The sequence below is a fragment of the Halobacillus massiliensis genome, from assembly GCF_900166625.1.
GTDB classification, from domain to species: Bacteria; Bacillota; Bacilli; order Bacillales; family Halobacillaceae; genus Halobacillus_A; species Halobacillus_A massiliensis.
Map to the genome: position 1 here is coordinate 2528872 of NZ_LT800499.1, position 12713 is coordinate 2541584.

Here is a 12713-nt window from a genome sequence, read left to right on the forward strand (position 1 = left end):
TTTTTACCTCCCTTGCTTAAATATTCGATGAGTTCATGATTTTCTCTTTATCCTGATACTGGATATCATAAATTCTCTGGTAGGGACCGCCATTATGAAGCAGCTGATTATGATTTCCCCTCTCTTTCACCTTTCCATCTTCCAAAACTAAAATCTCATCGGCATGCTTTAATGAAGATATTCGGTGGGCGATAATAAACGTCGTCCTTCCTTTCATAATTTCTTGTAAAGCTTTCTGGATTTTGAATTCTGTTTCCATATCGACTGCTGAAGTCGCATCGTCAAGTACTAAAATCGCCGGATCTATTAAAAGCGCCCGTGCAATCGCAATCCGCTGCTTTTGGCCTCCTGAAAGACCCATACCACGCTCACCAAGTAAAGTGTCATAACCATCTGATGTTTTCATAATAAATTCATGCGCCTGAGCCCTTTTTGCTGCTTGTATAACATCTTCTAATTCGGCATCAGGATTCCCATAGGCGATATTCTCCTTAATAGTCGTGGAAAACAAAAAGGATTCCTGTAATACAAAACCAATATTTTTTCTTAATGTTTTTAAACCATAGTCTGATACAGGCCTTCCATCTACCAGCACCCTGCCCTTTTCCGGCTCATAAAATCTCGTAATCAGCTGGGTAATACTTGTTTTTCCTGATCCTGTAGAGCCGATAAGTCCTACTGTTTTACCTGGAGGTGCATCAAAACTAATGTCTTTTAAAGCTGCATCGTCATCTTCCATATAAGTCAATGTAACATTATCAAAAGTGACATGGCCGTCAAGGCGGTCTGCGACAATAGCACCTTCTTTCTGCTTAATATCTTCTGTAGCCTCTAATATTTCAAGCAGACGCTCTCCAGATGCTTTGGATTGGGAAAATAAGTTGATTACAAATCCTAAGTTCATTAAAGGTCCAAGAATATACCAGACGAGACTGAAGAAAGCAACGAGTTCTCCTAATTGCAGCGACCCGTCAACTACAAGATATCCTCCGTAGGCAAGCAGTGCGACCACACTTACATTTCCGATAAACTCCATTAATGGGAAATACTTCGCCCAAATATTAGAGGTATAAATGTAATTAGAGCGGTAATTATCGCTGCGGTCGAGAAAACGGCCGACTTCAAAATCTTCACGAGAGAGAGACTTAACTGTATTCATACCGCTTATGTTTTCCTGGACCCTTGTATTCATCTTCCCGAAAGACTTTCTGATCTTTCGAAAAGCCGGATGTACTCTGCGGTCAAATTGAAAAACGACAGCTGCGAGAAATGGCATAGCCGCCATAGTTACTAATGCAAGTGGAATCGAAAAATAAAACATAACGCTTAAACTAATGACAATCAGTAAAGTAATACGTATTAGCTCCGAGAACCCCATAGAAAGGAAGAAACGAAAACCTTCTACATCAGCCGTCAAACGCGACATAATATCTCCGGTCTTTGCGTTATCATAGTATTTAAAAGAAAGCCTTTGAAGCTTTTTATAAAGTTCGTCTCTAAGTGTATATACAGACTTAATTCCAAAGAATTCCCCTAAATACTGATGATAATATGTCGCGATTCCTTTAATAATCATAAGGAAGATGAATGCCGCGCTGATGTATGGAATCAAGTTATATCTATTTTGACCGATAACCTCATCAATCGTAATCTTCAGTACGATCGGGTAAATAACCGTGATTCCTGTAACAAAAAGCAAAGCAAAAAGCGACCATAAGAAATAGGACTTATATGGCCAATAAAACCATTTTAACTTTTTAAATACTTCCATCAGATTTCCCTCCCTTTCTTATAACGTAATTACTAATATATCGGGTATCGAAATAAATTACCACCTATTTGACTGAAATTTTTAAAATTTTTGAAGGATGTGCAAAATTTCTCTTCATTAGAGTTCTTTTGAGCTTTTTTATTAATTTTTTTGTGTGACACTTCCCCATTCCTTTATCTCCATTCTCTATCAAAAGGTAATAAAAAAGCTGCCGAGAATCTCTCGACAGCTTTTAAATATTTATTTTGTATTAACACCAAGTACGCGATTTACACGTTTGCGAAGCATTTTCATTCCGCCGCCTCCCGCTTGGAAGTGACGAAGGTTTCCTTCTTCATCAAAAACGTAATACGCTGGAACATATTGATTTTCAAATGCATCTGTAAGTGCATGGGCATTATCTACATAGATCGGTTGTGTAATCCCATGTTCTTCAGCAACCTCTTTAATCTGATCAAGATCTAAATCTTTTTCAGATCGTGGCATATGAACGGCAATAACATTCAGATCTTCTTTATATTCATCTCTGAACTCATTCACATTTGGCATAGCTTCTTTACAAAGTCCGCAGCTTACAGACCAGAAATGGATAAGCGTCGGCTTTCCGCCGACTAGATCTTCTTTAGTCAGTGGTTCACTGTTATACCATGTAGTTGCTTCAGGTAGTTCAGGCATTGGTGATCTTAGCTTCATCTTATTTCCTCCTTATTTCGTACCATTCCTTAATGGAAAAAATGGTCTAACGTAAAAGTTAGACCATTTAAAAGCAATTTATTTGGAAGCTATTATAGAGTTTCTTGACCTGGCTTCCAGTTTGCCGGGCAAAGCCCGCCAGTTTGAAGAGCTTGAAGTACACGAAGTGTTTCCTCCACGTCACGGCCGATGTTGTTGTGGTTAACTACTTGGTACTGTAGTTCGCCTTCTGGACTGATGATGAATAGTCCGCGAAGTGCAACACCTTCATCTTCTATTAATACTCCGTAATCTTTAGCTACCTGATGGTTCGTGTCAGCAGCTAGAGAATAGTTTAAGTCACCTAGTCCGTTATCTTCACGGGAAGTGTTGATCCAAGCTAAGTGTGTGTGAATAGTATCAGTAGATACTCCAATTACTTCAGCGTCCAAGTCTTCGAATTCATCGAAGCGGTCTGAAAGTGAAGTAATTTCTGTTGGACAAACAAAAGTAAAGTCCATTGGATAGAAGAATAATACTGTCCACTTGTCATTTTTCATGTTCTCTTCAAGAGATACTTTTCCAAATTCTTTGTTTGGAAGTACTGCATCCATTTCAAAGCGTGGTGCTTGTTTTGCTACCATACGTTCTGCCATTAAGAATCCCTCCATATGTTTTTAAACATTGATCATTGATTCAATCTTCACATCCATCAGTATAACGGGAACTCAGTTAATAGTCAATGTTAAATTACAATTAGTTTAATCTGGACTATTTGAGTATGTCTTTACTAATATAGACAATGTCATGTCCTATTAAACATGATCAAAAACGTAAAGTAAAATGATATGCTTTTATCAATTCGCTTGTGTGGATGGTAATGGGGGATTTAAGCCAACACAGAGGCGTTTAGTTTTTTCTTTATTCTTTCAGTCAAAAATATACTCTTTCCATCAAAACAATATCGGGCTATCCAATGTTGTTGGAAAGACTGTAAATAATTGAAATTATCGTGATTTTTCAGCTATGATATGTAAGTAACATTGTCGAAAGGAGCTCGTATATGAATTTATTTGAAGAAGGTTTTGATTTCAACCCTACTGTATTAGTAGAATGGCTGATTACGGCCGGTCTCAAGATCCTGGTTATTTTAATTGCTTTTGCAATAATTGGCCCTTTAGGAAAAAAAGCTATCAGCGCTGCTCTTACAAAAATGGGAAAACAGCGTAAGCTTTCAGAAGGAAGAACGAAAACTTTAGAAAAACTTTCTGTTAACATTTTCTCCTATGCCCTTATATTTATAGCGATCATTATGATATTAGGTGCCATTAATATTAACATCGGACCTTTACTTGCAGGTGCAGGGATTATTGGTCTTGCTATCGGATTTGGAGCTCAAGGGTTAGTATCCGATATTGTTACCGGTTTCTTCATTCTGCTGGAGCGCCAGGTAGAGGTAGATGATTATGTGACAACTGCAGGGTATGACGGAATTGTGGAAGAAGTAGGGATTCGCACAACTAAGATTCGCAGCTTTGATGGAACTCTAAACTATGTACCTAACCGCTATATAGAGGGGGTCAGCAACCATTCTCGCGGCAATATGCAGGCACTTGTTGATATTGGCATCGCATATGATGAGAATATTGATGAAGCTATGGTCGTTCTTAAAGGAGTGGCTGATCAGTTCCGGACAGACCCCCGGTTTGTAGAAGGCCCAGATGTACTGGGTGTTCAAAGTCTGGGCGAATCTGACGTTGTTATTCGTATTCTTGGGAAAACCAAAAATATGGAACAATGGGGAGTGGAAAGAGATTTAAGAAAAGCGTTGAAAGAAGCATTAGAAAAAGCAGGAATCGAAATTCCATATCCTCACCAGGTCTTCGTATCTAAAACAGGAGAATAATGAAAAGTCCAGCTTTCAGTAAAAGCTGGACTTTTTTCATTCTATTTTTCCAGGAGGACGGTACCTTTTACTGGTGTAAGAGAAAAACGGCCGGGAAATGCCTCGCTTTCCTCAGGGAGCCGGTGAGCTAGCCCGTTTCACTCGCGGATCTCACCCTGGCTCTTTACGATTGCAGAACGCTTTAGTTTCAGTAACTTTTTTAAAGAAAATAGTCTTCTCTTACCTAATGTTCAGTAACTTCCAAAAAACATTAAGGACCGGGAGAAACGAACTCTCTTCCCTTTTAAGTGAGAATCCTTAGCCTTAGGAAGCTTACGGTTCAACCTTGAATAGCGTACTGTTTCCCACCAGCTCGATTTTCTGTACCAAATGGCCCCTATTTCTATAACTAAAAATTAAAGCTAGCTTACAATTGATATAAAGTCTTCTTTACAATTTCCGCTCCAACAAAAAGGGCATCTTCCTTTGGTTTCAGTTCGGAATGGTGTAAGCCTGCCTCAGAATCGACACCAAGCCAGAACATAAAGCCCGGTATGTCTCTTAACATATAGCCAAAATCCTCACCTGTCATTGCTGCATTAGCCTGTTTAAAGGTATATCCTTCCTCTTGAACAAGACGGGAAAATCTTATAACAGAAGCTTCGTCATTGAAGACTTGGTAATAGTTCGCCCCATAATCAATGGAAACTTCACAGTCATTGGCAATTTCAATACCTCTCGTTATTTTTTCAATTTCCTGCTTCACTTCTTTCATTGCCTCAGGGGACATTGTGCGGATAGTACCTTCAAGTCTCCCTTCTTCTGCTATGATGTTCTGCACCGTTCCTCCAGTAATTTTCCCAACGGTAATAACGGCACTGTCTAATGGATCGACTCTTCTCGCAACTATTTGCTGAAGCTGTATGACAAGTGAACTTGCAGCTACGACCATATCTTTTGTATGGTGAGGATAAGCTGCATGACCACCTTTTCCTTTTAAATCTATAAACAGCTCGCTCGTGTTGGCAAACAGCAGCCCTGACTTAGAGGATACGGTGCCTACCGGCAGTTCAGGAGCAATGTGTAAAGCAAAGATAGTATCGGGTTTCCAGCGTTTCATCGGTAATGAAGCAAGCATAGGTTCTGCTCCGCCAGGTCCTTCTTCTGCCGGCTGAAATAAAAATAATATATTATTTTCAGCCGGACGTTGGGCAAGCTCTTCCAAAGCGGCGAGTGCTATCGTCATATGAAAATCATGACCACAGGCATGCATCTGCCCATGATGCTCTGAAGTAAAGTCATACCCCGTCTTTTCTGTCAAAGGCAGACCATCAATATCTGCCCGGTAGCCTATGGTTTTCTGAGGATGAGTACCGGCGATATAAACAAAGATTCCTGTTTTCCAGGTTTCTACTGTAATATGTTTTTGCGGAAGTTTTTCAATAAATTCAAGCAGGTAGGCCTGGGTCTTAATTTCCTTAAAACCTAGTTCAGGAATACGGTGTAATTCTCTTCTTATTTGGATCAACTGTTCTCGTTTCATTTGTTCCTCCGTGTGCAACAAAGACCTTGCTTTAGCAAAGCAAGGTCTTTGGAGTGCTCAAATTTAATTATCAAGCTTTCTTAATTCCTGCTTAATTTCTGTCTTAGACTTAGTCTGATCATCAATTTCTTTAATTACTTTCGCAGGGGTACCTGCAACAACCGTATTAGGCGGGACATCTTCAGTAACAATGGCACCTGCCGCCACTACTGCACCCTCTCCAACTGTGACACCTTCAAGAATTACGGCATTAGCTCCGATAACAACTCCGTCTTCAACTACAACAGGTTTAGCTGAAGGAGGTTCAATGACGCCTGCAAGGACAGAGCCGGCACCGATGTGGCAGTTCTTCCCGACAGTGGCACGGCCTCCAAGAACAACGTTCATATCAATCATTGTCCCTTCACCAATAACAGACCCGATGTTAATGCTTGCCCCAAGCATAATAACAGCACCGTCACCAATTTCTACCTGGTCACGGATGATGGCACCCGGCTCAATACGAGCATTAACTTTCTTAAGATCAAGCAAAGGAATCGCAGAATTTCTGCGGTCATTTTCCAGAACGTAATCCTCAATCTGATCACTGTATTCTTCCAGAAGCGGTTCAATTACTTTCCACTCGCCGAAAATAACTCCTGTATTTCCAGTGATGAAGTCTTGCACCCCTTCTCCAAAACTAATTCCAGAAAGGTCCTTTCCTTTTATATAAACCTTTACAGGTGTTGATTTTTCTGCGTTTGAGATAAACGAAATAATCTCGTTTGCATCCATTTGTTTCATATGTATCCTCCTTTACAAGATAACTTTCCCCCTTTACTTTATCAAAGCCGATAATATGTGACAAGTTACGAACCTTTTGGAAGACGAAGAATTAACAACAGACTAATGACTGACAAAAGAAGCAATCCTATATAAACACTGTGAAGTCCTATTGTAAGACCGTCTTTAAATATATCCATTGCCCTGCTGCTCAGTTGGTTTCTCGTCTGCTCATTTAACAATAGATTAATAGAATCCACAGAATAATCACCGTCCATATCGGCATCTTCAAGTTTTGCCTGGATTCTATTATTTAAAATACCCCCGAATAAAGCTGCACCGACAGCACTTCCGAGTGTACGCATGAACATATTTGTTGCTGTAGCGATTCCACGTATTTTCCAATCTACAGACTGCTGGATAGAAACGATAAAAGATGTACTTGAAAACCCCATCCCTATACCTATAAATAATGAGCCAGCAGCTGCAAACAAGGGGCCTTTTTCAGGTGATAAGAATGTAAAAAGAACAGCTCCTATTACTAAAGACATCCCCCCGAAAATGGAAGTTAACCGGAAACCAACTCTTAGCAATAGTCTGCCTGCCAAGGTAGAAGCTATCGGCCAGCCGATCGACATGGCTGTCAGCGTAAACCCTGCCACGGTAGCTGACTGTTCCATCACTCCTTGCACAAAAGCAGGAAGATAGCTTGACACGCCAATTAAGATCATTCCGGTAGTTAAAGATGTTAAATTCGCATATCGAATGGCCGGACTGCTCCATAAGCGGATAGGAATCATCGGTGAATCAGTTCTTCGCTGCGATTGAATGAATAAATACAGACTAATCGTTACACTTATAAGAAGCAGAACCATCGTTGAAGAAATCCAATCAATTCTTACTCCGCCTTCTACTAACATAAACATTAAAATAGAAACCGCTGCTGTTAAATAGAGGGACCCTCTTATATCGATCGAATTTGTTTCTCTGCTTTTATTCTCTTTAAAGAAAAATAGAACGCCGCTTAATGCAAACAGTCCTAAGGGTATATTAATCCAAAATACATAAGGCCAACTGAGTACATCTACAAAAAACCCTCCGATTAAGGGACCTGCCACCGCTGAGATACCCCAAACACTCGAAAGATATCCTTGAATTTTCGCTCTTTCTTCTTTTGTATAAATATCTCCTACAATAGTAGTAGCAATGGGCATGAGTGCACCGGCTCCAAGTCCTTGTACAAACCGCGCCGTAATCAGTACGCCCATAGATGGTGCCAGTGCAGCAACCACTGAGCCTGCTAAAAAAAGTGAAATTCCAATCATAAAGATAGGTTTTCTGCCAAACTTATCAGACAGCTTCCCAAATACAAGCACTGTAGCAGCGTTGGTTAGCAGATAAGCTGAAAACACCCAGCTGTAAAATCGAAATCCACCTAAATCAGCTACAATGCTCGGCATAGCCGTAGAAACAATGGTAGCTTCCATGGCCGCTAAAAACATGGCCAGCATAATTGCCGCCAATACAAACCCCCGCTTCATAAACACACCTCTTCCACGACCTCTATGTACTTCCTAAAATAAAGAAATGGCGCCCATTAAAGGCGCCATGCTAAAACTTACTAAAATTCACCGTTTCTTCTAAGCTCTCTTCAGGACTTCGTGATAATACTTACTGAACTGCTTTAGAATAGTCCGTCTCGTTATAATTCCATCAAATTCGCCTTCATCGTTTGCCACACAAATAAAGGGGTGGTCAATCAGTTTGTGCAAAGCGTCAATCATAGATTTTTCTCTTTTCAGGCAAGGGACTTTAGTATCCATCACTTCTTGAACCGTCATATCATTTAAATGGTTTAATTCAAATTGCTCAACTCCGAGAGTCTCTTCAAGGATCATAGATTTACTGATAACTCCCTGAAACTTAAATTTCGGATCTAGTACAGGAACTGCCGAGTATCCTGACTTTAACAATACGAGAAGGGCATGATCCAGCGGGTTCCCTATTTGCACATGTGCAACTTTCTCCGCGGGTATCATTAGTTCTTCAACCTTTGGAAAGTCCAAATCTTCACTTTGTACGCTAATCATTACTTATTCACACTCCTTTTAAATCCATTGCCGAAGGAGCTAAGAAACGCTCGAACACATACATTATTATGGTAACATACTTTCACTGTCCATAGGAATGTATTCTCCAAAATTTTCTTGCTGCCTTATCTTTTGTTTGTTCACCTTTTTCTACCCCTATTAAAATAGTAATCAAACCACTATTATTGTCGAATTCTTTATAAATTTGTTAATTAGGGCTATACTTGTCCTAACTAAGATTGCGGGGCTGATGAAATATGATTACACATACTTTTTCGAAAAGAGAAGAAATTGCAAATGCGGTAACGCACGGAATCGGTGTTATCCTAAGCATTGCAATGCTGGTGGTATTAATTGTATACGCTAGCCTCAACGGCACAGGGTGGCATATCATCTCTGTTTCCATTTATGGCGGAACAATGGTTTTACTGTATGTATCCTCCACACTGGTTCACAGCTTTCCTGCCGGAAAAGCAAAGGATCTATTTGAAATCTTTGATCATTCGGCCATATACTTATTTATTGCCGGCACGTATACGCCTATGCTGTTAATTCCTTTACGGGGGCCGCTGGGCTGGACACTCTTTGGTATTGTGTGGGGAATGGCGGTGCTTGGTATTATATTTAAAGTGTTCTTTGTAAAACGCTTTGTCATACTTTCGACTATTTTTTACATTATTATGGGCTGGCTGATTATTTTAGCCTGGGGGCCATTAACAACAGAAGTGCCAGCAAGAGGGATTACGTATTTAATCATAGGTGGAGTTTTATATTCCATTGGTGCCATTTTCTATGTTTGGCGCAGCTTCACTTATCATCATATGGTATGGCACCTGTTTGTGCTAGGCGGTTCAATCTTTCATTTTTTCACTATATTTTTTTATATAATATAAAAAAGCTGTCCCCGATATATGGACAGCTTTTTTGCTGTTTAAAAAACTATTTGAATATAGGTGATTTCCTTCTTTAATTTCTCACTGATTACCAAAGTCGACTTAGAACGGAAACTTATTCAGCCATTGACCTCCATCTAGTGTAACGACTTCTCCATTCATATAGGCAGCGTCCTCGGATAAAATAAATTTTGCCAATCCAGCAATTTCTTCAGGTGTACCTAACCTTCCAAGTGGAACTGATTTAAGTGTGCGTTGAGCCGCTTTTTCAGATTGGAACAATTTATCGGCTCCTCCTGTTCTTTCAATGGGGCCTGGGGCAATCGCGTTTACACGGATACCATATTTACTTCCCCACTCAACTGCCAGGGTCCTGCTTAATGTGAGCACTCCTGCTTTTGCAGAGGCTGAATGAACGACCCCTGCGCCCGCACCCCAGGCATATGTGGCGACCATATTTAAAATTGAGCCTTTTACATTATGCTCAATCCAATACTTCCCTACAGCCTGACTGCAGTAAAAAGTACCATTTAGCACTATATTTATTACGGAATTCCATCCATTTGGTGACAGTTCCTCAGCAGGAACTATAAAATTCCCGGCAGCATTATTCACTAAATGATCGATTGTTCCATATGTATTTACGGTCTGCTCTACCATCTGTTCCACTTGTTCAGGCTCTCTTACATCCATTTCAATTAACAGAAGGCGTTCTTCTCTTCCTTCGGCAATTTTTTCTCTTGCCTGCTGAAGACGTTCAAGGCTGCGGCCAGTTATAGCTACTTTAGCTCCTTCGTTGAGAAATCTTTCAGCCATGTAAAGTCCCATTCCACTGGAACCTCCGGTAATAATAACAACTTGATCTTTCATTTTATCAATCCTCCCTTTTAATTAATTCCATAAAAGAAAATGAATTCCTGTTCATTTTTCAAATTAATCATAACAAAAAAAGAAAGGTGATATAATAGATTAGCAGAAAAGGAGGACAACTTATGAAAATGACCAGACGCAGCTTTCTAAAAAAGATGCTTTACAGCTGCCTTGGACTTCTTGGTTTATCCGGCAGCGGTTATTATTACGCTCGTCATATTGAACCAGGCATGCTTAGAAAGCAACGTTATGTACTTAAACATCCAAAGATTCCTGCCTCCTTTAACCAATTAAATATCGTTCAATTTTCTGACTTGCACCTGGGTTTTAATTACAACCTTGAGCAGTTTCGGGAATTAACAAAAAAAATTCAGGAAGAAACTCCTGACTTGATTCTTTTTACTGGAGATTTAGTCGACGAGCCCCAAACCTACCATTTTTCCGGAGAACTTCCGGCGATTTTAAAAGGACTCCATGCTCCACTGGGAAAGTATTGGATATATGGAAATCATGATCACGGCGGCTACGGCACAGATACAATTAAAAACATTATGACCGATGGCGGCTTTACACTGTTAAAAAATGATGTAAAGTCCATTGAGAAAAATGGGGAAGAAATACTACTGGCCGGACTTGATGATATAATGCTGGGTGCTCCTAATATTCCTGGAACTCTGGGTAAGCTTGATGTTGAAAAATTCACAATTCTTCTCGTACACGAACCCGATATAGCTGACGACATTAAAGACTATCCAGTTGATGTACAGCTTTCCGGTCACAGTCATGGGGGACAAGTCCGGTTCCCATTAATCGGTTCTTTGATAACCCCGCCTTATGGCGAAAAGTATGTAGAAGGGAAGCACCTATTAGGTGACCATATGACTCTCTATGTAAGTCGCGGAATTGGCACAACCCGAATGCCTTACCGCTTTCTATGCCAGCCGGAGTTTTCCGTATTTACATTACAAAATAATACCCCTTAACCTTTCACTTGTCACAGAAATGTTAAGGGTTTCTTACTTTAAACCGTGATACACTATCTTTAAGGCTAATACCGGAGGAAGATTTATGAAATTAAACACAGCCCTTATTTTTATCATCCTGGCTTTACTCAGTGCATGTGGTTCTCCTATCGAAGAAAACATGTCAAGGGAAGTGGAGCCTTTCACAGCTACTAACCAATCCGGTGAAATCATTAACCTTCCGGACGATCTTGAAGGTGAATACTGGATAGCCAACCATGTTTTCACGCAATGTGAAACAGTTTGCCCGCCTATGACGAATAACATGGCACGTCTGCAGCAGTTAACAGATAAAGATGATATCGATGTTCACTTTGTGTCTTTTTCTGTGGACCCTGAATATGATACGAAACAACGTTTGACTGAGTTTGCTGAACAATTTAATGCAGACTTTGATAATTGGTCCTTCCTTACAGGTTATAATTTTCAAGATGTTAAAGAGTTATCCATTAAATCCTTTCAATCACCATTAAAAAAAATGGAAGGCACCAATCAGGTTACTCATGGAACTGCATTTTATCTTGTAACCCCTGAAGGAAAAGTTATAAAAAGTTATGATGGCACAAAAGCAGAGGAAATGACTGTTATTGTCGAAGATTTAAAAAAATTACAATAAAAGCCATTTCTCCTTTGCAAATTTCCCCTTTATTGGGTAGGATGGAATAAAATTCAAGAAAGGAGTCCGGCAATGAAAAATATAGATGTCTCTAATCGAGAGCTTGCCGAGTCACTTTTTATCGTCAACCGTCACGCCAAGACAGCCCCGGAGCCTCAGCATCTGTATGAAATAAAGAAAAAAGCCATCTCAAAGCTTTTAAAAGAAAATAAAGCGAAAAAGATTGGTCTTCATTTCTCAGACCATCCTAAATATAGCAAACAGCATTCCACCCTTCTAATTGAGGTGGGCGGCTACTACTTTCATATCCCCGCAGAGAAGAAGGATTTTGAACAGCTTGAGCATTTAGGCAGTGTCGATCAGTCTTACCGGAATCCAAAACCAAAACTCTCCTTGTCGCGAGCAAAAAAGATACTCTACAGCTATCTCGGCTGGAACCCTCAACGTACAACTGTAGCCTCAGGAGCCCGTCCAAGTCCGCCAACGTTTTTAGGCCAGCAGAACATTGCTCCTTGGAATCAAAGGCAGAAAAGAAAGTAAGGTGTGTTTTAACAGGTTTTAGAACAGGATAAAAAAGGTAAACAGCTAT

General features: G+C 40.1%; 13 protein-coding genes. 5 read left to right on the top strand and 8 right to left on the bottom strand.

All coding sequences use genetic code 11. The features are described 5' to 3' along the window. Positions 1-16 precede the first annotated feature (16 nt). The 3 genes from B7E06_RS12620 to B7E06_RS12630 all read right to left on the bottom strand — a co-directional run bounded on the left by B7E06_RS12620 (position 17) and on the right by B7E06_RS12630 (position 3099). On the bottom strand, positions 17-1771 hold the full coding sequence (locus tag B7E06_RS12620) for an ABC transporter ATP-binding protein (protein WP_082234332.1): 1755 nt from the start codon (positions 1769-1771) through the stop codon (positions 17-19). 240 nt (positions 1772-2011) lie between these two features. Continuing rightward, the gene (locus tag B7E06_RS12625) at positions 2012-2464 is read right to left on the bottom strand and encodes a TlpA family protein disulfide reductase (RefSeq protein ID WP_082234333.1); all 453 of its coding nucleotides are present in this window, start codon (positions 2462-2464) and stop codon (positions 2012-2014) included. Positions 2465-2556: 92 nt separating this feature from the next. Then, positions 2557-3099, bottom strand: a complete 543-nt coding sequence (locus B7E06_RS12630; protein WP_082234334.1) for a peroxiredoxin — start codon at positions 3097-3099, stop codon at positions 2557-2559. A 407-nt stretch (positions 3100-3506) separates the two neighbouring features. On the opposite strand from B7E06_RS12630, the gene B7E06_RS12635 reads away from it, so the two are divergent. Next, positions 3507-4349 (top strand): mechanosensitive ion channel family protein, encoded by an 843-nt coding sequence (locus B7E06_RS12635; protein ID WP_082234335.1) that lies wholly within the window; start codon positions 3507-3509, stop codon positions 4347-4349. 406 nt (positions 4350-4755) lie between these two features. Here the strand turns inward: B7E06_RS12635 and B7E06_RS12640 are convergent, their stop codons facing one another. From B7E06_RS12640 to cbpB, 4 genes are all read right to left on the bottom strand, one after another. Continuing rightward, the gene (locus B7E06_RS12640) at positions 4756-5871 is read right to left on the bottom strand and encodes an N-acetyldiaminopimelate deacetylase (RefSeq protein ID WP_082234336.1); all 1116 of its coding nucleotides are present in this window, start codon (positions 5869-5871) and stop codon (positions 4756-4758) included. Positions 5872-5934: 63 nt separating this feature from the next. Next, the gene (gene dapD, locus B7E06_RS12645; RefSeq protein WP_082234337.1) at positions 5935-6654 is read right to left on the bottom strand and encodes a 2,3,4,5-tetrahydropyridine-2,6-dicarboxylate N-acetyltransferase; all 720 of its coding nucleotides are present in this window, start codon (positions 6652-6654) and stop codon (positions 5935-5937) included. A gap of 65 nt (positions 6655-6719) precedes the next feature. Further along, positions 6720-8174 (bottom strand): MDR family MFS transporter, encoded by a 1455-nt coding sequence (locus B7E06_RS12650; RefSeq protein WP_082234338.1) that lies wholly within the window; start codon positions 8172-8174, stop codon positions 6720-6722. Between the two features lie 99 nt (positions 8175-8273). After that, complete coding sequence (gene cbpB, locus B7E06_RS12655) at positions 8274-8723, bottom strand: cyclic-di-AMP-binding protein CbpB (RefSeq protein ID WP_082234339.1); 450 nt, start codon at positions 8721-8723, stop codon at positions 8274-8276. A 257-nt stretch (positions 8724-8980) separates the two neighbouring features. Here cbpB and trhA point away from each other — a divergent pair, with 257 nt between their 5' ends. After that, a complete protein-coding gene (gene trhA, locus B7E06_RS12660; protein WP_082234340.1) occupies positions 8981-9616 on the top strand; it encodes a PAQR family membrane homeostasis protein TrhA in 636 nt (211 codons plus the stop codon). A 102-nt stretch (positions 9617-9718) separates the two neighbouring features. Here the strand turns inward: trhA and fadH are convergent, their stop codons facing one another. Next, a complete protein-coding gene (fadH, locus tag B7E06_RS12665; RefSeq protein WP_082234341.1) occupies positions 9719-10486 on the bottom strand; it encodes a 2,4-dienoyl-CoA reductase in 768 nt (255 codons plus the stop codon). 122 nt (positions 10487-10608) lie between these two features. Between fadH and B7E06_RS12670 the strand changes: the two genes are divergently transcribed. The 3 genes from B7E06_RS12670 (at position 10609) to B7E06_RS12680 (ending at position 12664) form a co-directional block, all read left to right on the top strand. Continuing rightward, a complete protein-coding gene (locus B7E06_RS12670; protein WP_342743631.1) occupies positions 10609-11469 on the top strand; it encodes a metallophosphoesterase in 861 nt (286 codons plus the stop codon). Positions 11470-11554: 85 nt separating this feature from the next. Beyond that, positions 11555-12124 carry an SCO family protein gene (locus B7E06_RS12675; protein WP_082234342.1) on the top strand — a complete coding sequence of 190 codons (570 nt, stop codon included), beginning with the start codon at positions 11555-11557 and terminating at the stop codon, positions 12122-12124. A 72-nt stretch (positions 12125-12196) separates the two neighbouring features. Further along, complete coding sequence (locus tag B7E06_RS12680) at positions 12197-12664, top strand: YkyB family protein (RefSeq protein ID WP_082234343.1); 468 nt, start codon at positions 12197-12199, stop codon at positions 12662-12664. Positions 12665-12713: the final 49 nt, after the last annotated feature.

Bases quoted from the DNA above. Each gene is read 5' to 3' on its own strand.
- trhA (WP_082234340.1), top strand. From the start codon at position 8,981: ATGATTACACATACTTTTTCGAAAAGAGAAGAAATTGCAAATGCGGTA.
- B7E06_RS12625 (WP_082234333.1), bottom strand. From the start codon at position 2,464: ATGAAGCTAAGATCACCAATGCCTGAACTACCTGAAGCAACTACATGG.
- B7E06_RS12640 (WP_082234336.1), bottom strand. From the start codon at position 5,871: ATGAAACGAGAACAGTTGATCCAAATAAGAAGAGAATTACACCGTATT.
- B7E06_RS12670 (WP_342743631.1), top strand. From the start codon at position 10,609: ATGAAAATGACCAGACGCAGCTTTCTAAAAAAGATGCTTTACAGCTGC.
- B7E06_RS12680 (WP_082234343.1), top strand. From the start codon at position 12,197: ATGAAAAATATAGATGTCTCTAATCGAGAGCTTGCCGAGTCACTTTTT.
- cbpB (WP_082234339.1), bottom strand. From the start codon at position 8,723: ATGATTAGCGTACAAAGTGAAGATTTGGACTTTCCAAAGGTTGAAGAA.
- B7E06_RS12675 (WP_082234342.1), top strand. From the start codon at position 11,555: ATGAAATTAAACACAGCCCTTATTTTTATCATCCTGGCTTTACTCAGT.
- fadH (WP_082234341.1), bottom strand. From the start codon at position 10,486: ATGAAAGATCAAGTTGTTATTATTACCGGAGGTTCCAGTGGAATGGGA.
- B7E06_RS12650 (WP_082234338.1), bottom strand. From the start codon at position 8,174: ATGAAGCGGGGGTTTGTATTGGCGGCAATTATGCTGGCCATGTTTTTA.
- dapD (WP_082234337.1), bottom strand. From the start codon at position 6,654: ATGAAACAAATGGATGCAAACGAGATTATTTCGTTTATCTCAAACGCA.
- B7E06_RS12635 (WP_082234335.1), top strand. From the start codon at position 3,507: ATGAATTTATTTGAAGAAGGTTTTGATTTCAACCCTACTGTATTAGTA.
- B7E06_RS12620 (WP_082234332.1), bottom strand. From the start codon at position 1,771: ATGGAAGTATTTAAAAAGTTAAAATGGTTTTATTGGCCATATAAGTCC.
- B7E06_RS12630 (WP_082234334.1), bottom strand. From the start codon at position 3,099: ATGGCAGAACGTATGGTAGCAAAACAAGCACCACGCTTTGAAATGGAT.